This window comes from Pseudomonas sp. WS 5503 (genome assembly GCF_012985385.1).
Taxonomy (GTDB): Bacteria; Pseudomonadota; Gammaproteobacteria; order Pseudomonadales; family Pseudomonadaceae; genus Aquipseudomonas; species Aquipseudomonas paracarnis.
In genome coordinates, this window is the sequence record NZ_JAAQWI010000006.1 from 186,547 (window position 1) to 207,348 (window position 20,802).

Below are 20,802 nucleotides of genomic sequence, written 5' to 3' on the forward strand. Positions count from 1 at the left end.
CCCGCGCTCCTTGGCCTGACGTTGCGCGTATTAACGGCGGTGAGGGTCCATCACCCTGACCGCCCGATAGTTAAGCCCACTGATGTGCTGGATCATCACCCGATAGGCGCCACGACCGCGCTGCCCGCGATAACGCGGCAAGTCAAAACTGCGGACATTCTGCCCACCCGCCATGGCATGGCCGGTATGAAAATCCAGTGTGCGGTCTTCCAGCCGATCAATCACCCTTCTGAGAATTTCACCTCCCGGGCCATGTAATTCATTCTGAATAGGTGTGACGTCAATCTCGAGGGGCTCAGGCACCAGCCCGGAGGAAGGTCCCGGGCTTACCGGTTGCGCGGCGGGCACCTCAGAAGCGGAGCCTCTGCGGCCCACGCTCGTGACTCTGGTTTGCGGTTGTACTTCGGTATGGGTCAGCCCAGCCGCTGGCAGCGGGCTGGCGCCCACTTTGCGTGCCGGGGCGCGCAGTTCTATGCCTACAAACCCCAACCTGGCAAGCGTAAAGCTAGGGTTACGCTCCGTTCGTGAGGCTGTTTCAGCCCGGTCCCGATGCTCGGTGGGCCCAACGTACCCATAGAGACCGCCCCGCGCTGCCGGGGTCAGCCCGTAGGACAGTTTTTTAGTGTCGGCGGTAGCCAGACGGTGTTCCAGGAAAAAGTCCGCCAACTCGTTGACTTCATGTTCGGTAGCGCCCTGTCGGCGGCCCAGCTCTTGCGCGCCGGCCATTACGGACTGCTCATAGAACGCTCTTCGCTGAACGTCAGTGGTGCTTAATCGCTGATGCGCGTAAAGCGCCACGCCCACCACACCTGAAATCAGCCCGAAATAAGCCAGTTCAATCCTATAGCCCATCTCTACCCCTACTCCGTGCCCGATCAACAACACCAGGAGCAGAACCGTCACCACCTCCAGCATCGAGCGGCGCTGCAAACCGTCTTCGTCTACATAACCCATGGGGTTGTTCCCCACCATCGCATACAGGTTCAGCCCATCCACATCCCCCGCCGGGTCAGCGCTGATCCACCGCAACAACCACGGCGCGTAGTACCTGAAGCCGTAGTAATACAGCCCGCTGGCGTCGCGCTCCTTGCCCGAATAACGTCGGGTTTTATAGTTCGCCTCCAAGGCACTTTTTGCCGCCCACCAGGCAGTTGCGCCGAAGGGGTAATAACTTTCCTGGCTCAACAGGCCGGCTGCCTCGTCCAACTCCAGAGTGCCGCTGCCCAAATGATCGTCGAGGCTGAACCGCAGTTGCTCGTCCTGCATCTCGTCGGGGCGCTGCTGCTCCCACTGCAGACCTCTGACCGAATGGCGCCCGCCCGGAGCAAGCACCACGTTCAACCACTCGCCATCCGGCCCGTGGCGATGCAGCTCCAGCCCTGGCAGATAAAGCACTTCATGGGTGTGAGTCTGCGTCTTGCCATGTGCCACGCGACGCTTGATGACTCGCTGGCCGGCGCCGTCGTACAGATACACCTCATCGTCATGTTCGCCATTGTCACGCAGCACCTGCGCGACGCGAACCAACTGGTTGCGCCCGTTCCAGGTCAACGCCTGCCCAGGCGCCAGAGCCTGGAGATTGCCACGTTGGTCGAAGCCGTTGCCCAGGCCCGGCGCCTTTGCGCCCTCGCGGGCAATCACGCTGTGATTGCTGTGTTCGCCCACCTGCATCCGTTGGGTATAACCGCTGCCGGTGCTGGGCACATGGCGCATCTGCGTCAGGTTACTGGCCGAGTCGTAGGCATAGTGGCGGGTGTAGTTGCCCCAGAGGTTGTCGTCTGTGGCGCTGAACGTGATTCGCCCCGGCAGTGCGGATGCGCCGGTATTGCGCGCGTTTTCACGGCCAGTGGCCTTGATCAATCGCGACAGGCTGTCGTATTCGAATGTGCTTACTGCCTCCACCTGCACGTTGCTGGCCCAGCGGGTCGGCTGCGCCGCATCGCGGATGCGCAACACATTGCCGACCCGGTCGTAGCTGTAGAAGAGGTCTTGCAGTCGCTTGCCTGCCGAATCCTTATGGTGGGCGCTCAAGCGTGTCAAACGTCCATCAGTGTCCGAATACTCGGCAACGCTGACCACGCCATTACCCAAGCGTTCGCTCAACACCTGGCCCGAGGCGTTGACGCTGCGTTGATCCACCAGGGTCTTGCGCGCTCCGCTTTTGAACAGGATCTCGCTTTTCGTCAACTGGCCGTCGACACCGTATTGAGATTGCTGGCGATTGCCGCGCGCGTCGACCTGCTCCAGGCGTTGCCCCAGCGCATCGTGCTGCCAGGTGGTGGTGAAGGTCTGGGCTTGCAACTGTGCATCCCGCTCACTCACGGGCAGCGGCCAGTCGGGCGCGGTGTGCGACGTGCACAGGCGCCGGGTTTGCTCGGTGATGTTGCCTTGCACGTCGTAGCGCTCAACGAGCAACGTGCCTGCCGGGTCATCGTGACGAATCATGCGCCCACAGCGATTGCGCGCCGCCTCCGTGGACGTCATGCCCGCGTAACTCATGCGCTCGACACAGCGTTCAGCCGCTGCCTCCTCCGCGCGCTCGAATACCGCCACGGGGCGCAGCAACGGGTCGTATTCGAACCGCTGGCGCGTGCCTCGACTGTCCCACTGTTGCACGACCTGGCCGCCACTGCCGAGCAAGCGCGTCTGACGGCCCGCATCCACGCTGTCGGTGCTCAGCACTTGCCCGCTCAAGCTATAACGATGAGACAGATTGGGCCGCACGTCGGGATCGGCAGCGTGCAACTCAAACAGCCTGGAGTCCCACTGTTGCTGCAACAGGCCGCGAGCGTCGAACACCTGCCGTGTGACCTGCGCGCTGGGTGATTGCTGCGCGGCATTGCGATGGTACGCCACGCTGCGCACGGTCAACCCTCGCGGGTCGACCACCGTCAGCGTGGGCGTGTTGTGATGCAAAGAAGACATAACCTGATGACCTGGAAACCAAAGAAGCCTAGAGCCTAGTCATCAAGCCGGTGCCAGCCTGCGGGCTCCGCACGCTGCGCAGTGTGCGGCGCTTCCGAGGGTGTCGTGAGGCTTACCGGACGCGGCGCTTCATGGCACCGGCAGCCAACCGCTGAAAGCACCTTGGGCACCCAACGGGGACCAGGCAAAATCCCAGGCGGGCGGCGGCAATGCCGGTCGCGGCGCGGCTATCGAAGGGTGGCCCTTCCAGTCGAACAGGGTGCAATCGCGCCAGCTCAAGACAATGCCTGCCGCCGGGCTTTCATCCGTCAGCACCCAACGCGCAGCAGCGGCGGCCATGAAGGCCTCGATCGGTTCCTCATCGATCTGTGTGCGGTACGCCGAACTCAGCAACCAGCGGCATACGTTCAGATGGTACGTCCAGTCCAGCGGCGGCTGGTTGCGATAGGCCCAGGTCATGAAGGCGCGAAACAGGTTCAAGCCCTCCGGTGGGTCGAGCTTGAGCAACGCCGGGCAGATGTCGAACAAGGTATGCCAGTGAGGCAGCAGGCGTGCATCCAGGTGCACGAAGCAGCGCGAATTACTCGGGTAATCAGACAGCGCCGGTTGCGCACGCAGGCGCCGCGACGCCTTGCTGACCAGGCGGCCGGCGCCGGCAGGCAATTGAGGGTTCATAGAGTGTTCTCACAATCGTGACGAGAGAATGCCTCCTGGTTACAGGAAGCCCAAGGCACACGTCAGGATGCGGGAGAAGCGCGGGGGTTGGCCGAGGGCCAGGAATAGCGCGGCGGCGCCTTATTGCGCCGCTCATGGGCGACACGCGGGGCTTGGATGAGGCCGAGCAGCCAGGCCAGGCCGATCAGAAACACCAGGGCAACGGTAACCGCGTTGCACACCGGGCAGGCAAAGTAGTTCGAGATGTTGCTGGAGGACGGGTTCGCCAACCCTTTGTCGGAAATTGGCGACTGCCCGCCGTCCACCGAACAGAACAGCCCGCCGATGCCGTTGAGTTGCTGCCCCATCATCTGGCCATGCCCCAAACCGCAGGCGAACAGGTTCATCAGCACGCAGAAGTACAGGGCCCAGGCGATCAGTGAGCGGTCAGAGTGGCGCAATTTCATGGCGGCGACTCTACCACCGAAGCCATAAAAGGACGCAATGCGACGCGCCCCTGTGGCAGAACGTCGCAGATTACGCGCGCCGGCCAGGGTTGCTAGACTCTGCACCCTTCTCGTTACTCCTTTTCAAAGCCTGGCGGAGCAGCTCCACGGCCCTACAGGCGTTTCACAGGATGCACAGTTGATGAGTACGTTATTCACCCGCCGCAAAGTGCTGACCGGCATGGGCCTATTGGGCCTGGGCAGCCTGCTGGGCGGCTGTGACTACAGCCCCAAGCTGAACTTCAAGTACGGCAAGGACCTCAGTGACAAGATCATGGGCCGCACCTTCAAGCTCAAGAACACCGACGGCGAAACCGTCACCCTGAGCTCGTACCGCGGCCTGATGCCGGTGGTGTTCTTCGGCTTCACCCAGTGCCCGGCCGTCTGCCCGACAGCCCTGGCCCGAGCCGCCCAGGCCAAGAAGCTGATGGGCCGCGATGGCAAGATCATGCAGGTGGTGTTCATCACCCTGGACCCCGAGCGCGACACCCCCGAAATTCTCGACAACTACGTCAAGGCCTTCGACCCAAGCTTCGAAGCGCTCTACGGCACCCCGGAAGAAATCGCCGTGGCCGCCAAGGAGTTCGGGATCTTTTATGAAAAGATCCCCGCCGGCGACACCTATACCCTCTCCCACACCGCCACCAGTTTCGTGTTCGACACCCGTGGCAACCTGCGCCTTGGCTTGCAGGCATCCCTTACCGCTCAAGAGTGCGCAGAAGACCTGCTCACCGTCATGGAGGTCTGCTAATGACTGCCGTTCAACACCTCAAGCGTCTCACCCTCGGTCTAACCCTGCTGGGCCTCGCTGCCCACGCCAGTGCCCAGGTACAAGTCACTGACGCCTGGGTACGCGCCTCCGTAGTGGGCCAACCGTCCAGTGGCGCCTTCATGACCCTCACAGCCGACAGCGACAGCAAACTGTTGAGCGTGGCATCGCCAGTGGCCAAGGACGTGCAGATTCATGAGATGAGCATGAAGGACGATGTCATGCGCATGGGCCCGGTGGGCTCGGTGGCCCTGCCTGCCGACAAAGCCGTCAAGCTCGACCCCAACGGCTACCACGTCATGTTGATGGGCCTGACCGGCCAGATCAAGGAAGGCGACCAGGTACCACTGACCCTTACGGTAGAAGATGCCAAGGGTGAAAAGCAGGCCGTCGAAGTGAAGGCAACGGCGCGTGGGCTGGATGGCATGGACCACAGCAAGATGGACCATAGCAAGATGCATTGATTGCGCAAACAAGCCTGCAGCGCTTGCTCTGCTCCCCGGTAACGTTGGTTGAGGGTTGCCCCTCATCCATAGAATCTCCCACAGTTTGATTGCCGGGAGTGATCAGATAGGCTGTCAGGCCGCCCTCCCCAGGAATCATCGGTAATGCTGTTTGTCGTCATGCTCGGGGGCAAGCACCCGCGGGCCAGGATCGAAGTACACGATGTGGTGTTCGCCGTGGCGGACACCCTGCAAGCCACCTACCCGCAATTACGCGACGCCTGGTTCGGCAGCCCCAAAGGCGTACACATCGATTCATGGATGGCCGTCGATGGCGTCGACGGCTGGAAGGTTGAACTGAGCCACCTGGCGCCCCACGGCGATGCACTCCGCCTGTACTTCATCAACCTGGGCGGTTACGAAGCCAATAGCTTTGGCGAGTCCCATCACTACCTGCTGGTGGTCGCCCGTAACAAAAAGGAGGCCATGGGCAAAGGCAAGCAGCAGATGCTCAGCCACTGGTCCCAGGCCCACACCGACGCGGTGCTGGATATCGACGACTGCCTGCCCATCGACCTGGTGGACGGCCGCTATATCCACCTGGTGCAAGCGGCGCACCGCCCGATCGTGCAGCGCAACGACTACCTTGTGCTGCCTTGAATCCTCACGGCGAAAACAGTGCCGGCTGAAACCCAGTGGAACTTTGCCGAGAAATAACCGCCTGAATCCGGTACGCTCACCGTTTTTTACTCTAGGAGTTACTCACCATGGCCAAAGCCACCGCCCGTCACATCCTCGTTGCCTCTGAAGACAAGTGCAACGAACTCAAGGCCCAAATCGAAGGCGGCGCTGATTTCGCAGAAATCGCTAAAGCCAACTCCAGCTGCCCATCCAGCCGCCAGGGCGGTGACCTCGGTTCGTTCGGCCCAGGCCAGATGGTCAAGGAATTCGACACCGTGGTCTTCAGTGCCCCGGTCAACACCGTGCAAGGCCCGGTGAAGACTCAGTTCGGCTACCACCTGCTGGAAGTCACCAGCCGCCAGGATTGATTCAATCCGCGCTGATGCTATAAACAACGGCCCGCCCTTTGGTGGGCCGTTGTGCATCTGATGACTGGCGATGCCCAGGCCGTTAGCGTACAAATCCTTATGACTCTTACCCGGCGCTCAAGGCTGATAATGCGATTGGCTTTTTCATCTCTGCTCTGTTCCACCCTGGCCTTGCTAATGGCCAGCACTGCGGTGATCGCAGCCCCGCAAACCTACCTGACGGTGTACGGCGAGCCCGCCAAATACGCCGAAGGTTTCAGCCATTTCGACTATGCCAACCCCAACGCTCCCAAGGGCGGCAGCCTGCGGCGTTCCGCGCTGGAGGTGGGGCGGTTTGACCATGTGCTGCCGTATATCGACAAAGGTATCGGCGTATCGCAGGTCGACGGCTGGGTGTATGCGCCCTTGGCGTTGCGCTCGCTGGATGAGCCTTACACCGTCTACGGCCTGGTGGCGCAAAAGATGGAGCGCGCCGACGATGGCCTGTCACTGCGCTTCTACCTGAACCCCAAGGCGCGCTTTGCCGATGGCAAGCCCATCACCGCGCAAGACGTGCGCTACAGCTTTGACGTGCTGATGACCCAAGGCAGCTTGCGCTTTCGCACGCTATTTGCCGACGTGAAGCACGTCGAGGTCGAAGGTGAGCGCCAGGTGCGCTTTGACTTTTCCAGCAACGAAAACCGTACCCTGCCCCTGGATATCGCCACCTTGCCGGTGTTCCCCGAGCACTGGTGGAAGACCCGCGACTTTGCCAACGGCGGCGGCTACGAAGCGCCACTGGGCAGCGGCCCCTACAAGGTCAGCAAGATCGACTCCGGCAGCACCATCACCTTCACCCGTGACCCCGACTGGTGGGGCAAGGACTTGCCGGTCAGCCGCGGCCTGTACAACTTCGATCACCTGAGCCTGGAGTACTTCGGCGACACCGAAGTAGCGCGACAAGTGCTACGCGGCGGCGCCTATGATTTCAACCGTGAATTCTCCGCCACCGGTTACTCCATCGGCTACAACGGCCCGGCCTTGGACGATGGCCGCCTGCAGCGCGCGCACCTGGCCAAGGAGATGCCGCAGCCGGCCCAGGGCTATGTGTTCAACGTGCAAAAACCGATATTCAAGGATCGCCGCGTGCGCCAGGCCCTGGCGATGCTGTGGGATTTTGAATGGGCCAACCGGCAGATGATGCGCAACCTGTACATCCGACAGCAGAGCTATTTTTCCAATAGCCCGCTGGCCGCCAGCCAGTTGCCCACCCCGGAAGAACTGGCGATCCTCGAACCCCTGCGCGGGCAGATTCCCGACGAGGTGTTCACCCAGGTGTTCAAGGCCCCGGTCACCGATGGCAGTGGCATGATCCGCGACAAACAGTTGCAAGCCTTGGCCCTGCTGGAAGACGCCGGCTGGAAACCTGTGGGCGACAAACTCGTCAATGCCCAGGGCGAGCCACTGGAATTCACCTTCCTCAACGTCCAGAACGGCCTCGAACGCCTGTTGCTGCCCTACAAACGCAACCTGGCGCAGATCGGCATCACCCTGAATATTCGCCGCATCGACTCCTCGCAGTACGTCAACCGACTGATGGCCCGCGACTACGACATGATCGTCACGGGTTTCCCGGTCACCACCTCGCCCGGCATGGAGCTGTACAACTATTTCGGCTCTGCCGCCGCGTTCGATTCGGGCGCCAATAACTACATCGTGCTCAAGGACCCGGCCGTCGATACCCTGATCCATGGCCTGGTCAAGGCTGACACCCAGGCCAAGATGCTCACCTATGCCCACGCCCTGGACCGCGTACTGCAATGGAATTACCTGTGGATCCCCAACTATTACCCACCGGGCACCTCCGCCGCATGGTGGAACCGTTTCGGGCGCCCGGCCATCGAGGCGAAGAACGACGAAGCCCTGGAAACCTGGTGGGAAGTCAGCCCCACCCCGCTGACGAACGAACAAATGCAGGCTGAGTTGAAAAAACGCGGAGAGGCCCACTGATGTTTGCCTATATCGTACGGCGCCTGCTGCTGATCATCCCGACGCTGGTGATCATCCTGCTGGTGAACTTCGTGATCGTGCAGGCCGCGCCCGGCGGGCCGGTGGAACAAGCCATCGCTCACCTGCAAGGCATTGGCGGCGGTGGTGTAGCCGGCGCATCCGGCGAAGGCATCAGCGGCTCGCGAGCCAGCCGCGGCCTGGACCCGAAGCTGATCAAGGACATCGAGAAACAGTACGGCTTCGACAAATCCGCGCCGGAACGCCTGTGGTTGATGCTCAAGAACTATGCCCAATTGGACTTCGGCAACAGTTTCTTCAGAGGCGCAACGGTAACTGACCTGATCCTGGAAAAGATGCCCGTCACGATTTCCCTCGGCCTGTGGGCCACGCTGATCACCTACCTGGTGTCGATCCCGCTGGGCATACGCAAGGCCGTGCGCCATGGCAGCAGCTTTGATATGTGGAGCAGCACGGCCATCGTCATCGGTTACGCGATGCCGGCATTCCTGTTTGCGATGTTCCTGATCGTGGTGTTCGCTGGCGGTACCTCGCTGAACTGGTTCCCGGTACGCGGGCTGGTCTCGGAAAACTTCGCCGAACTGAGCACCGTGGGCAAAATCGCCGACTATTTCTGGCACCTGGTACTGCCAGTAACGGCGCTGGTGATCGGCGGCTTTGCCACCTTGACCATCCTGACCAAGAACTCGTTCCTCAATGAAATTACCCGCCAATACGTGGTCACCGCCCGCGCCAAGGGTTTGAGCGAACGCCGGGTGCTGTACGGTCACGTGTTCCGCAATGCGATGTTGCTGGTGATCTCGGGGATTCCCCAGGCGTTTATCAGTGTGTTTTTTGCCGGCTCGCTGCTGATCGAGGTGATCTTCTCCCTCGATGGCCTGGGCCGCATGAGCTACGAGGCGGCCGTGTCCCGCGACTACCCGGTGGTGTTCGGCTCGCTGTTTATCTTCACCCTGTTCGGCCTTCTGATAAAACTCATCGGTGACCTGTGCTACACCCTGGTGGACCCGCGTATCGACTTCGCCGCGAGGAACGCCTGATGCTCAACCTGTCTCCCGTGGCTCGCCGGCGTTTCGAACGCTTCAAGAAAAACCGCCGTGGCTGGTGGTCGCTGTGGCTGTTTATCGGCCTGTTTATCCTGACCTTGGGCGGCGAGTTGATCGCCAATGACAAGCCGCTGGTGCTCAGTTTCAAGAACGAGCTGTATTTTCCGGTGTTCAAGCGCTACACCGAGCAGCAGTTCGGTGGGCAGTTGCCGTTCCAGGCGGACTACCGCAGTGACTACGTGCAAAAGCTGATCAAGCAGGATGGCGGCTGGATGCTGTTCCCGCCGATTCCGTTCAGCGATGACACGCCCAACTACGAACTCTCCCGCCCTGCCCCGAGCCCGCCGTCGGCGGTGAACTGGCTGGGCACCGATGACCAGTCCCGCGATGTGTTGGCCCGGGTGATCTTTGGTGCACGGGTGTCGATCCTGTTTGCCCTGGCCCTGACCGCCATCAGCGCCGTCATTGGCATTGCCGCCGGGGCGTTGCAGGGGTACTACGGTGGCTGGGTGGACTTGCTCGGCCAGCGCATCCTCGAGGTGTGGTCTGGCCTGCCGGTGCTGTACCTGCTGATTATCCTGTCGGGGTTTGTGGAGCCGAACTTCTGGTGGTTGCTGGGGATCATGGCGCTGTTTTCCTGGTTGGCCCTGGTGGACGTGGTGCGCGCCGAGTTCTTGCGTGGGCGCAACCTGGAGTACGTCAAGGCCGCACGCGCCCTGGGCCTGGGCGACGGCAAGATCATTCGCCGGCACATCCTGCCCAACGCCATGACCGCGACCCTCAGCTATTTGCCATTTATCTTGACCGGGGCGATATCCACCTTGAGCGCTCTGGATTTCCTTGGCTTCGGCATGCCCGCCGGCAGCGCCTCCCTGGGCGAGCTGATCGGCCAGGGCAAGCAGAACCTGCAAGCGCCGTGGCTGGGCTTGACGGCGTTTTTCACCTTGGCGCTGATTCTGTCGTTGCTGGTGTTTATCGGCGAGGCACTGCGTGATGCCTTCGACCCCCGCTCATGAGTGACTGCGTATGAACCTGATCGAAATCCGCGACCTGTGCGTCGCCTTCAACGGCCAGACCGTCGTGCGCAACCTGAGCCTGGACGTGCGCCCGGGCGAGTGCCTGGCGCTGGTGGGCGAGTCGGGCTCGGGCAAGTCGGTGACGGCCCATTCGATCCTGCAACTGCTGCCGCAAGCCGGCACCGAAACCCTGGGCTCCATCAAGTATCGCGGCCAGGAACTGATCGGCGCCTCACCGAGCACCTTGCAAAAATTGCGCGGCAACCGCATTGCCATGATCTTCCAGGAGCCGATGACCTCCCTCAACCCGCTGCACAGCATCGAAAAGCAGATCGGCGAAACCCTGCTGCTGCACAAGGGCCTGGGCGGCAAGGCGGCGCAGGCGCGCATCCTCGAACTGCTGGAACTGGTGGGCATCCAGAAACCCCAGGAACGGCTCAAGGCCTACCCCCATCAATTGTCCGGCGGCCAACGCCAGCGGGTGATGATCGCCATGGCCCTGGCCTGCGAGCCCGAACTGCTGATTGCCGACGAGCCCACCACGGCGCTGGACGTGACGGTGCAGCGCAAGATCCTGCTGCTGCTCAAGTCCTTGCAACAACGCCTGGGCATGTCGCTGCTGCTGATCAGCCATGACCTCAACCTGGTGCGCAGTATCGCCCAGCGGGTCTGCGTGATGCGTGCCGGGGAAATCGTCGAGCAAGCTGACTGCCAGGCCTTGTTCACCGCACCGCAGCATCCCTACAGCCGCCTGCTGCTGGACGCCGAGCCCTCGGGCGATGTGCTGTGCAGCGAGCCCCGTGAGACGGTACTGGAAGTGGATGACCTGAGCGTGCAGTTTCCCCTGGGAGGTGGGCTGTTCCGGGCCAAAACCTACCTGCGCGCGGTGGACGGCATCAGCCTCAGCGTGCAGCGCGGCAAAACCCTGGGGATTGTCGGCGAGTCCGGTTCCGGCAAGTCCACCCTGGGCCAGGCTATCCTGCGCTTGCTCGACTCCAGCGGCGGCATTCGCTTCCAGGGTGAGGCCCTGGACCCGCTCAACCATCAGCAGATGCGCCCATGGCGCAAGCAGATGCAGGTGGTGTTCCAGGACCCCTATGGCAGCCTCAGCCCGCGCATGTCGGTGCAGCAGATCATCAGCGAGGGCCTGGAAGTACACGCGCCGTGCAGCCTGGCCGAGCGTGACGCGCAAGTCATCCAGGTGCTCAAGGACGTGGGCCTCGACCCTGCCAGCCGACATCGCTACCCCCATGAGTTTTCCGGTGGCCAGCGCCAACGCATCGCCATTGCCCGCGCCCTGGTACTCAAGCCAGCGCTGATGCTGCTCGACGAACCCACCTCGGCCCTCGACCGTACAGTGCAGAAACAAGTGGTGGCGCTGCTGCGCGAACTGCAGGACAAATACGGCCTGACCTACCTGTTTATCAGCCATGACCTGGCGGTGGTGCGCGCCATGGCCCATGACATGATCGTGGTCAAGGATGGCAAGGTGGTGGAGCGTGGCGCGAGCCATGAGGTGTTCGAATCGCCCCAACACCCGTACACCAAAGAACTGCTGGCAGCAGCGCACATCCCTTTGTAGAGGTGAGATTGTTCCCACGCTCTGCGTGGGAACACAACCCGAGACGCTCCGCGTCGTGCCTTGGCCCTACGCCAAGTGACGCAGAGCGTCACGGTAGACATTCCCACGCAGAGCGTGGGAACGATCATTAACAGGATTCTGTACCCATGAGTACCAGCCTCAAGGACTACCAACAGGTTCGCGGCCTGGCCATCCAGTCGCTGTTCGAGATCATCGAGCAGTCCAGCGAGGGCACGGTCATCGTCGACCGCGATGCGAACATCGTGTGGATGAACGAGCGTTACGCCAAGCGTTTTGGCCTCAAGAGCGCCGACCAAGCCATCGGCCAGCCTTGCGAGCAGGTGATTTCCAACAGCCTGCTGCGCCAGGTGGTGCGCAATGACCGGCCGATCCTGCTGGATATCCAGGACACTCCCAAAGGCCCACTGGTGGTGATGCGCCTGCCGATCCACGACGAGGCCGGGGCGGTGATCGGCGCGATTGGGTTTGCGCTGTTCGATGAACTGCGCAACCTGTCGCCGTTGATCGAGCGCTACCTGAGCATGCAGCAGGAGCTGGCCTCCACGCGCTCGCTGCTGCGTTCGCGGCAAAGCAAATACAATTTTGCGCACTTTATCGGCACCAGCGCCGCCAGCCTTGAGGTCAAGCGCCGAGCGCGGCGCAGTGCGAGTGCCGAGTCGCCGGTATTGCTGCTCGGGGAAACCGGCACCGGCAAGGAACTGCTGGCCCAGGCCATCCACGGCGCATCGCCCCGGGCGCACAAAGCCTTTGTGAGCATCAACAGCGCGGCGATTCCCCATGATCTGCTTGAAGCCGAATTCTTCGGCACCGCACCCGGCGCCTTTACCGGTGCCGACCGCAAGGGTCGCCCCGGCAAATTCCAGATCGCCCAGGGCGGCACGCTGTTTCTCGATGAAATCGGCGACATGCCGCTGCCACTGCAAAGCAAATTGCTGCGGGTGTTGCAGGAAAAGGAATTCGAACCGGTGGGCTCCAACGAGATGCTGCACAGCGATGTGCGGGTAATTGCCGCCACGTCCATGGACCTGGAGGCAGCGATCAAGCGTGGCGAGTTTCGCGCCGATCTGTATTACCGCCTCAACGTGCTGCCGATCCAGGTGCCGCCGCTGCGTGAACGGCTGGAGGATATTCCGGCGCTGAGCGAGGCGATCCTTGAGGAGTTGCGCAGCCAGCACGAACTGGACCGCGATGCCCTGGCGCTGTTGGCCCAACATGCCTGGCCGGGCAATATCCGCGAGCTGCGCAATGTGCTGGAGCGGGCGGCGTTGCTGAGTGATGACCTGATGCTCAATGCCAGCGACCTTCGCGCAGCGATTGGCACGTTCAGCCCGGTACAGCGAGGCGCGGCGGCGGCGGTCGAGGGTGAAACCTTTGCGGCGGCGCGGGAGCGGTTTGATCGGCAGGTGATTGCGGGCGCGCTCAAGGCCAGTGACGGAAATGTTGTAGAGGCGGCCAAGCGGTTGGGGCTTGGGCGGTCGACGTTGTATAAAAAAATGCTGGCGCTTGGACTAACTTAGTCTCAAACAAGAGACGCAATTCCCAATATCAAGACTTTCTTATGTGGGAGCTGGCTTGCCTGCGATAGCGGTCTAACAGTGCCCTACAAGCCAGCTGAACCACCGCTATAGCAGGCGAGCCAGCTCCCACAAGGATATCCACTCGTCTCCAGATTGAGACCGCCGTCTCGAAAATCACTTTAAATCCACAATAAATCCATACATATCAACAAGTTATAAATCTGGCACACATCTCGCTATAGCTTCCTCCCACAGCCTCACCCACAACAATAACAATCCGATGGAGACACACCATGAGTGTGATCATTGCCCTGGCCGCGCTCGCGCTGCTGATGCTGGCCGCCTACCGTGGCTATAGCGTTATCCTGTTCGCCCCCATCGCCGCCCTTGGCGCGGTGCTGCTCACCGACCCGTCCGCCGTCGCACCTGCCTTTACCGGGGTGTTCATGGAAAAGATGGTCGGTTTTATCAAGCTGTATTTCCCGGTATTCCTGCTCGGTGCGGTGTTCGGCAAGCTCATTGAGCTGTCGGGGTTTTCGCGCTCGATCGTGGCCGCTGCGATCCGCTTGCTCGGCACGCGCCAGGCGATGCTGGTGATTGTGCTGGTCTGCGCCCTGCTCACCTACGGTGGCGTGTCGCTGTTCGTGGTGGTGTTTGCGGTGTACCCGTTTGCCGCCGAGATGTTCCGCCAGAGCAATATCCCCAAGCGCCTGATCCCGGCGACCATCGCCCTCGGTGCGTTCTCGTTCACCATGGACGCCCTGCCCGGCACGCCGCAGATCCAGAACATCATCCCCAGCACCTTCTTCAACACCACCGCCTGGGCGGCGCCGTGGCTGGGGCTGATCGGCACGATCTTCGTGTTTTGCGCCGGCATGCTCTACCTCGCACGCCAGCGCAACAAGGCCCAGCGTGCCGGTGAAGGCTATGGCACCGAGTTGCGCAATGAGCCGGAAACCGCCGACAACCTTGCCTTGCCCAACCCATGGGTCGCGCTGTCGCCGCTGATCCTGGTGGGGGTGATGAACCTGTTGTTCACCCACTGGATCCCGCAGTGGTACGGCAAGACCCACAGCCTCAGCCTGCCGGGCATGAGCGCGCCGGTGACCATCGAAATCGCCAAGCTCAACGCGATCTGGGCGGTGCAGGCGGCATTGCTGGTGGGAATTATCGTGGTGCTGGTGTTCGGCTTCTCGGCGATCAAGAGCAAGCTGGCCGAAGGCAGTAAAAGCGCGGTAAGCGGTGCGCTGCTGGCGGCAATGAACACCGCCTCGGAATATGGGTTTGGCGCCGTGATCGCCTCGCTGCCAGGCTTTCTGGTACTGGCGGACTGGCTCAAGGGCATCCCCAACCCGCTGGTCAACGAAGCGATCACCGTGACCTTGCTGGCCGGTATCACCGGCTCCGCTTCCGGAGGCATGAGCATCGCCCTGGCGGCGATGTCCGAGAGCTTCATTGCAGCCGCCCACGCGGCCAATATCCCTCTTGAGGTGCTGCACCGAGTCGCGGCCATGGCCAGCGGCGGCATGGACACCCTGCCCCACAACGGCGCGGTGATCACGCTGCTGGCGGTCACCGGGTTGACCCACCGCGAAGCCTACAAGGACATTTTTGGCATCACGATCATCAAGACCCTTGCGGTGTTCGTGGTGATCGGCACTTTCTACGCCACCGGCATTGTGTGAGGTTTTCATGACAACTTTGAATGGCAAGACCGCCCTGGTCACCGGCTCCACCAGCGGCATCGGCTTGGGGATTGCCCTGAGCCTGGCCAAGGCCGGCGCCAACCTGATTCTCAACGGCTTTGGCGACGCCAGCGCGGTGATCGCCCAGGTGCAGGCCTTTGGCGGCAAGGTCGGGCATCACCCGGCAGACGTCAGCGACCCCGCGCAGATCGCCGACATGCTCGCCTACGCCGAGCGCGAGTTCGGTGGCGTGGACATCTTGGTCAACAATGCCGGTATCCAGCATGTGGCAGCGGTAGAAGACTTCCCTGTGGAGCGCTGGGATTCGATCATCGCCATCAACCTGTCCTCGGTGTTCCACAGCACACGCCTGAGCTTGCCGGGCATGAAGACCAAGGGCTGGGGGCGCATCGTCAATATCGCCTCGGTGCATGGGCAAGTCGGCTCAGTGGGCAAGGCGGCGTATGTGGCGGCCAAACATGGGGTGATCGGCCTCACCAAGGTGGTGGGCCTGGAAACCGCCACCAGCAATGTCACCTGCAACGCCATCTGCCCGGGCTGGGTGCTGACGCCGCTGGTGCAGAAGCAGATTGATGATCGCGTGGCCACTGGAATAGACCCCCAGCAGGCGCAGCAGGATCTGTTGGCAGAGAAACAGCCGTCGCTGGAGTTTGTGACGCCGTCGCAGCTGGGGGAACTGGTGTTGTTCTTGTGCAGTGAAGCCGGCGCCCAGGTGCGCGGCGCGGCCTGGAACATCGATGGTGGCTGGCTGGCCCAGTAAACCCGTGATGATCGTTCCCACGCTCTGCGTGGGCACGCAGACCGGGGCGCTCCGCGCCCCAAAAGCGGACGCAGAGCGTCCAGTCAGGCATTCCCACGCGAAGCGTGGGAACGAGAAGAGGCAGCTTATGTCCGACATCCTCTGGCAACCCTCCCCGGAACGCATCGCCAATACGCGCATGGATCAGTTCCGCCGCTTCATCAACCAACGGCACGGCGTGCAGCTCGACGACTACCCCGCCCTGCACCAATGGAGCATCGACCAGCGCCCGGACTTCTGGCAGGCGATTGTCGCGTTCTTCGACGTGCAGTTTCGCAGCCCATCCAGCGTCACGCTGATCGAAGACATCGAGATGCCCAGCGCCCAATGGTTTCCCGGCGCCACCCTGAACTTCGCCGAACACCTGTTGCGCCGCCGTGACGATCATCCTGCGGTGGTGGCTGTCAGCGAAGACGGCCAACGTGAACAGTTGAGCTATGCACAACTGGCGGAACAGGTTGCCGGCCTGCAAAAAAGCCTGCGGGCGGCCGGGGTCGGCATAGGTGACCGGGTGGCCGCGTGTATGCCCAACACCTGGCAAACCCTGGTGGGCATGCTCGCCACCACCAGCCTCGGTGCGATCTGGTCGTGCTCCTCGCCAGACTTCGGCACGCAGGGCGTCATCGACCGTTTCGGCCAGATCGAGCTCAAGGTGCTGATCACCTGCGCAGGTTACCGCTATGCCGGCAAGCGCATCGACCAGAGCGCCAAGCTCAATGAGATCCTTGAACGCCTGCCCTCCCTGCAACAGCTGATCATCGTGCCTTACGCCAAGCCCGAAGCGCAGGCTGGGGACTACACCACCCACGCCCACGTCGCGCTGTGGGACGACTTCTATCAAGCCGGCGGCGAACCCGAATTTGTCGCGGTGCCGTTCGACCACCCGCTGTATATCCTTTATTCCAGCGGCACCACCGGCATCCCCAAGTGCATCATCCACGGCACTGGCGGCGTATTGCTGACGCACCTCAAGGAACACGGCCTGCATGCCGACCTGAACCGCGAGGACTGCCTGTTCTACTACACCACCTGCGGCTGGATGATGTGGAACTGGCTGGTGTCGGTGCTGGCGATCGGCGCCACCGCGGTGCTGTACGACGGCTCGCCGTTCCACCCCGGCCCCGAACGTTTGATCGACCTGATCGATGCGGAAAAAATCAGCGTGTTCGGCACCAGCCCCAAATTCCTCGCCACCCTGGAAAAGTCCGGGTTGCAGCCGCGCCTGAGCCACGATCTGGGCAGCCTCAAGGGCTTGATTTCGACCGGCTCGCCGCTGTCGCCCCAGAGTTACGACTACGTGTACCGCGAGATCAAAGCCGAGCTGTGCCTGTCCTCGATGTCCGGTGGCACCGACATTGTCTCCTGCTTTGTGATCGGCAACCCGGTGCTGCCGGTGCGGCGTGGTGAGATGCAGTGCAAGAGCCTGGCCATGGCCATCGAAGTGTGGGACGACCAAGGCCGGCCCCTGATCGGAGAGAAAGGCGAACTGGTGTGCACTCGGCATTTCCCTGCCATGCCCATCGGACTGTGGAACGACCCGCAGCAGCAGAAACTGCGCGCTTCGTATTTCAGTCAGTTCCCCGGTGTATGGGCCCAGGGTGACTATGCCGAGCAACGCGCCAACGGCAGCCTGTTGATCCACGGGCGTTCCGATGCGGTGCTCAACCCCGGCGGCGTGCGCATTGGCACCGCCGAGATTTATCGCCAGGTGGAAAAGGTCCCGCAGGTGCTGGAAAGCCTCGCCATCGGCCAACATTGGCAGGACGACGTGCGCGTAGTGCTGTTTGTGCGCCTGGATGATGGAATTGAACTGGACGAGGCGCTGCAACAGCAGATCCGCCAGGTGATTCGCGCCAACACCACACCGCGCCATGTGCCGACCAAGATCCTCGCTGTCACGGATATCCCCCGCACCATCAGTGGCAAAATCGTCGAATTGGCGGTGCGCAACGTGGTGCATGGAGAGCCGGTGAAAAACACCGATGCCCTGGCCAACCCCCAGGCACTGGAGCAATTTCGCGACAGAGCTGAGCTGGCTTATTAGATGAAAGGTTTCAGCGCTGACGCAGCGTTTTGAAGAAAAACCCTCAAGGCATGCTATTTTTCCGGGGTAGCCACCCGTTGCCGCTCCTTGGGATAATGGGTGTTGTCATTTTTCAAAGCGTCATGCTCAGGGCTTTTTATGAATGGAACATCCACCGGTAGCGAAGCCGCTGCGTTGATCAAGCGGCTGGACTGGGCGCAAAGCCCACTCGGTGAGGCCAGTGAGTGGCCGCAAAGCCTGCGCACTGCCGTTGATATCGTCGTGCATTCGCCCATGCCGATGGTACTGCTGTGGGGCCCGCACCTCACGCAACTCTATAACGATGGCTTTGCACACCTGATTGGCAGCAAGCACCCCGGCGCCCTGGGCCAGCCGGCGCACCACACTTGGCCTGAGCTTGAAAGCTTCGCCGCGCCGGTGTACGACGCCGTGCTCGGCGGCCAGGTGCGTACCTTCAGCGAGCAACGCTTTGTGCTGCACCGCCAGGGCTGCGATACCGAAATCTGGCTGGATCTGACCTACAGCCCGGTGCGCGATGAAAGCTGCCGGGTAGCGGGCATTCTGGTCACGGCCATTGAGACCAATGAGCGACGCAGCAAAACCCTCGAACTGCAACAGCGCTCCGAAGCAAGCCTCAAGGCCCAGCACAACACCGAGCAACGCCTGCAACTCGCGTTGGCGGCCACCGACGCGGTAGGTACCTGGGACTGGGATATCGGTGAAGACCGCTTCATCGCCGACGCCCATTTCGCCTACCTGCATGGCGTCGACCCCAACGATTCAAGCCTGCTGCCCATCAGCGCCTACTTGCACGGCGTGCATCCCGAAGACCGGGGCACAGTGACGCGCAGCATCAAGCATTGCATCACCCATGGCACCGAGTACGCCGAGGAATACCGCCTGCAACAGGCCGATGGCCAGGTGCGCTGGGTGTTCGCCCGTGGCCGCTGCTACAAGGATCAACAGGGCCGGCCGGCGCGGTTCCTCGGCGCCGCGCTGGACCTCACCGAGCGCAAAAACACCGAGCAGGCCTTGCGCCAGAGCCAGACCGAGCTGCAACTGATCATCAACGCCATGCCGGTGTTGATCGGCTACGTTGACCACGAACAGCGCTTTCGCCTCAACAACAGCGCTTACCTCGAGTGGTATGGCAAAACGCCCCAGGAGCTGTACGGCAAGACCATCCGCGAAGTGCTCGGCGACGAGGTGTATGCCGGGCGCGCAGACAAGATCGCCGCCGCGCTCAAGGGCAAGGCGTGCAGCTTCATGACGGTGACGCCTCATCGCGACGGCCGCCCCCGCCATGCGCTGATGAAGTACCTGCCGCGGTTTAGTAGTGACGGCTCGGTGAATGGTTTCTACATCTTTGTGATCGACGAGACCGAACGCAAGCTCACCGAAGAGGCCCTGCGCCACCTCAACGAGAACCTTGAAGAACGCGTGGCCCAGCGCACCCAGGCGCTGGCCGAGGCCAACCAGCGCCTGCAGAACGAGATGTTCGAGCGCGAACGTGCAGAAGATGCCCTGCGCCATGCGCAGAAGATGGAAGCGGTCGGTCAGCTCACCGGCGGTATCGCCCATGACTTCAACAATATGCTCACCGGCATCATCGGCAGCCTGGACCTGATGCAGCGCTATATCGCCGCCGGGCGCAGCGACGATATCGGCCGTTTTGCCGATGCTGCCGTGTCCTCCGCGCACCGTGCCGCCGCCCTTACCCACCGGCTGCTGGCGTTCTCGCGGCGCCAGTCACTGGACCGTCGCCCCACCGACCCCAACCAACTGGTGGCGTCCCTGGAAGACCTGTTCCGGCGTACCAAGGGCGCGCATATCGAACTCAAGGTACAACTGGGCAAGGACATCTGGCCGGTGAACACCGACGCCAGTCAACTGGAAAACGCCCTGCTCAACCTGGTGATCAACGCCCGCGACGCCATGCCCGACGGCGGCGAGCTGCTGATCGAAACCGCCAACAGTTATCTGGACGGCACCGACATCACCACCCTGGAACCGGTCAAGGCCGGCGACTATGTGATGCTTGGCGTGAGCGACAACGGCAGCGGCATGGCGCCGAAAATCCTCGCCAAGGCGTTCGACCCGTTCTTTACCACCAAACCCATCGGCCAAGGCACTGGCCTTGGGTTGTCGATGATCTACGGCTTTGCCCAGCAATCCGGCGGCCATGTGACCATCCAGAGCGAACCGGGCCAGGGCACCTGCGTGCGCCTGTACCTGCCGCGTTTGTATGGCACGGCGCTGGAAAGCAGCCTGCCCGCCAGCCTGACCGAAGCGCCCGTGGCCCTGGCCGGTGAAGCGGTGGTGGTGGTCGAGGACGACCCGGCGGTGCGCATGCTGGTGGTCAATGTGCTCGACGAACTGGGCTACACCGCGCACCAGGCGGCGGATGCCCGTGCGGCGCTGCCGCTGCTGGAGTCGGATTTGCGTGTGGACTTGCTGGTGACCGACGTTGGCCTGCCCGGCATGAACGGCCGGCAACTGGCGGAAATCGCCCGCCAGCATCGCCCAGGCCTGCGCGTGCTGTTCATGACCGGTTATGCCGAGAAAGCCGCCGAGCGCCAGGGGTTCCTGGAGGACGGTATGGACATGGTCGCCAAGCCTTTTTCCATTGACCTGTTGGCCAACAAAATCCGTAGCATGATCGGCGTCGAGGCCTGAGTTCAGGCATAATCGCGCGCCGTCGCACAGCTGGTAGAGCCC

16 protein-coding genes are annotated in these 20,802 nt (G+C 62.1%); 13 read left to right on the forward strand and 3 right to left on the reverse strand.

Annotated features, from left to right (window positions below; all coding sequences use genetic code 11):
* Positions 1-30: 30 nt before the first annotated feature.
* From HBO10_RS17155 to HBO10_RS17165, 3 genes are all read right to left on the reverse strand, one after another.
* Positions 31-2,925 carry an RHS repeat-associated core domain-containing protein gene (locus tag HBO10_RS17155; RefSeq protein ID WP_034125723.1) on the reverse strand — a complete coding sequence of 965 codons (2,895 nt, stop codon included), beginning with the start codon at positions 2,923-2,925 and terminating at the stop codon, positions 31-33.
* Between the two features lie 129 nt (positions 2,926-3,054).
* Positions 3,055-3,600: a putative natural product biosynthesis protein gene (locus HBO10_RS17160; protein ID WP_034125724.1), complete on the reverse strand. Its 546-nt coding sequence runs from the start codon at positions 3,598-3,600 to the stop codon at positions 3,055-3,057.
* 62 nt (positions 3,601-3,662) lie between these two features.
* Entirely contained in the window at positions 3,663-4,046 is a 384-nt protein-coding gene (locus tag HBO10_RS17165) for a DUF2946 domain-containing protein (protein ID WP_034125725.1), read from the reverse strand.
* Between the two features lie 181 nt (positions 4,047-4,227).
* On the opposite strand from HBO10_RS17165, the gene HBO10_RS17170 reads away from it, so the two are divergent.
* The 13 genes from HBO10_RS17170 to HBO10_RS17230 all read left to right on the forward strand — a co-directional run bounded on the left by HBO10_RS17170 (position 4,228) and on the right by HBO10_RS17230 (position 20,760).
* Positions 4,228-4,836 (forward strand): SCO family protein, encoded by a 609-nt coding sequence (locus HBO10_RS17170; RefSeq protein ID WP_034125726.1) that lies wholly within the window; start codon positions 4,228-4,230, stop codon positions 4,834-4,836.
* On the forward strand, positions 4,836-5,318 hold the full coding sequence (locus HBO10_RS17175; protein ID WP_034125727.1) for a copper chaperone PCu(A)C: 483 nt from the start codon (positions 4,836-4,838) through the stop codon (positions 5,316-5,318). Before HBO10_RS17170 ends, HBO10_RS17175 begins: the two co-directional genes overlap by 1 nt.
* Before the next feature lie 144 nt (positions 5,319-5,462).
* Entirely contained in the window at positions 5,463-5,957 is a 495-nt protein-coding gene (locus HBO10_RS17180) for a DUF1543 domain-containing protein (protein ID WP_034125728.1), read from the forward strand.
* A gap of 107 nt (positions 5,958-6,064) precedes the next feature.
* The gene (locus HBO10_RS17185) at positions 6,065-6,346 is read left to right on the forward strand and encodes a peptidylprolyl isomerase (RefSeq protein WP_034125729.1); all 282 of its coding nucleotides are present in this window, start codon (positions 6,065-6,067) and stop codon (positions 6,344-6,346) included.
* 129 nt (positions 6,347-6,475) lie between these two features.
* Complete coding sequence (locus HBO10_RS17190) at positions 6,476-8,335, forward strand: extracellular solute-binding protein (protein ID WP_105226642.1); 1,860 nt, start codon at positions 6,476-6,478, stop codon at positions 8,333-8,335.
* The gene (gene yejB / locus HBO10_RS17195; protein ID WP_005788805.1) at positions 8,335-9,393 is read left to right on the forward strand and encodes a microcin C ABC transporter permease YejB; all 1,059 of its coding nucleotides are present in this window, start codon (positions 8,335-8,337) and stop codon (positions 9,391-9,393) included. Before HBO10_RS17190 ends, yejB begins: the two co-directional genes overlap by 1 nt.
* Positions 9,393-10,415 carry an ABC transporter permease gene (locus HBO10_RS17200; protein WP_034125731.1) on the forward strand — a complete coding sequence of 341 codons (1,023 nt, stop codon included), beginning with the start codon at positions 9,393-9,395 and terminating at the stop codon, positions 10,413-10,415. Before yejB ends, HBO10_RS17200 begins: the two co-directional genes overlap by 1 nt.
* 10 nt (positions 10,416-10,425) lie before the next feature.
* Positions 10,426-11,997: an ABC transporter ATP-binding protein gene (locus tag HBO10_RS17205; protein WP_034125732.1), complete on the forward strand. Its 1,572-nt coding sequence runs from the start codon at positions 10,426-10,428 to the stop codon at positions 11,995-11,997.
* Between the two features lie 146 nt (positions 11,998-12,143).
* Entirely contained in the window at positions 12,144-13,535 is a 1,392-nt protein-coding gene (locus HBO10_RS17210; protein ID WP_034125733.1) for a sigma-54-dependent Fis family transcriptional regulator, read from the forward strand.
* Positions 13,536-13,828: 293 nt separating this feature from the next.
* Positions 13,829-15,220: a GntP family permease gene (locus HBO10_RS17215; RefSeq protein ID WP_034125734.1), complete on the forward strand. Its 1,392-nt coding sequence runs from the start codon at positions 13,829-13,831 to the stop codon at positions 15,218-15,220.
* Positions 15,221-15,227: 7 nt separating this feature from the next.
* The gene (locus HBO10_RS17220; RefSeq protein ID WP_034125735.1) at positions 15,228-16,001 is read left to right on the forward strand and encodes a 3-hydroxybutyrate dehydrogenase; all 774 of its coding nucleotides are present in this window, start codon (positions 15,228-15,230) and stop codon (positions 15,999-16,001) included.
* Between the two features lie 127 nt (positions 16,002-16,128).
* The gene (locus tag HBO10_RS17225; RefSeq protein ID WP_034125736.1) at positions 16,129-18,084 is read left to right on the forward strand and encodes an acetoacetate--CoA ligase; all 1,956 of its coding nucleotides are present in this window, start codon (positions 16,129-16,131) and stop codon (positions 18,082-18,084) included.
* A 138-nt stretch (positions 18,085-18,222) separates the two neighbouring features.
* Positions 18,223-20,760, forward strand: coding sequence for a PAS domain-containing protein (locus HBO10_RS17230; protein ID WP_034125737.1), 2,538 nt, complete (start codon positions 18,223-18,225; stop codon positions 20,758-20,760).
* Positions 20,761-20,802: the final 42 nt, after the last annotated feature.

Excerpts from the sequence above, each read along its gene's own strand:
- HBO10_RS17155 (WP_034125723.1), bottom strand. The coding sequence starts at position 2,925 with ATGTCTTCTTTGCATCACAACACGCCCACGCTGACGGTGGTCGACCCG.
- HBO10_RS17160 (WP_034125724.1), bottom strand. The coding sequence starts at position 3,600 with ATGAACCCTCAATTGCCTGCCGGCGCCGGCCGCCTGGTCAGCAAGGCG.
- HBO10_RS17165 (WP_034125725.1), bottom strand. The coding sequence starts at position 4,046 with ATGAAATTGCGCCACTCTGACCGCTCACTGATCGCCTGGGCCCTGTAC.
- HBO10_RS17170 (WP_034125726.1), top strand. The coding sequence starts at position 4,228 with ATGAGTACGTTATTCACCCGCCGCAAAGTGCTGACCGGCATGGGCCTA.
- HBO10_RS17175 (WP_034125727.1), top strand. The coding sequence starts at position 4,836 with ATGACTGCCGTTCAACACCTCAAGCGTCTCACCCTCGGTCTAACCCTG.
- HBO10_RS17180 (WP_034125728.1), top strand. The coding sequence starts at position 5,463 with ATGCTGTTTGTCGTCATGCTCGGGGGCAAGCACCCGCGGGCCAGGATC.
- HBO10_RS17185 (WP_034125729.1), top strand. The coding sequence starts at position 6,065 with ATGGCCAAAGCCACCGCCCGTCACATCCTCGTTGCCTCTGAAGACAAG.
- HBO10_RS17190 (WP_105226642.1), top strand. The coding sequence starts at position 6,476 with ATGCGATTGGCTTTTTCATCTCTGCTCTGTTCCACCCTGGCCTTGCTA.
- yejB (WP_005788805.1), top strand. The coding sequence starts at position 8,335 with ATGTTTGCCTATATCGTACGGCGCCTGCTGCTGATCATCCCGACGCTG.
- HBO10_RS17200 (WP_034125731.1), top strand. The coding sequence starts at position 9,393 with ATGCTCAACCTGTCTCCCGTGGCTCGCCGGCGTTTCGAACGCTTCAAG.
- HBO10_RS17205 (WP_034125732.1), top strand. The coding sequence starts at position 10,426 with ATGAACCTGATCGAAATCCGCGACCTGTGCGTCGCCTTCAACGGCCAG.
- HBO10_RS17210 (WP_034125733.1), top strand. The coding sequence starts at position 12,144 with ATGAGTACCAGCCTCAAGGACTACCAACAGGTTCGCGGCCTGGCCATC.
- HBO10_RS17215 (WP_034125734.1), top strand. The coding sequence starts at position 13,829 with ATGAGTGTGATCATTGCCCTGGCCGCGCTCGCGCTGCTGATGCTGGCC.
- HBO10_RS17220 (WP_034125735.1), top strand. The coding sequence starts at position 15,228 with ATGACAACTTTGAATGGCAAGACCGCCCTGGTCACCGGCTCCACCAGC.
- HBO10_RS17225 (WP_034125736.1), top strand. The coding sequence starts at position 16,129 with ATGTCCGACATCCTCTGGCAACCCTCCCCGGAACGCATCGCCAATACG.
- HBO10_RS17230 (WP_034125737.1), top strand. The coding sequence starts at position 18,223 with ATGAATGGAACATCCACCGGTAGCGAAGCCGCTGCGTTGATCAAGCGG.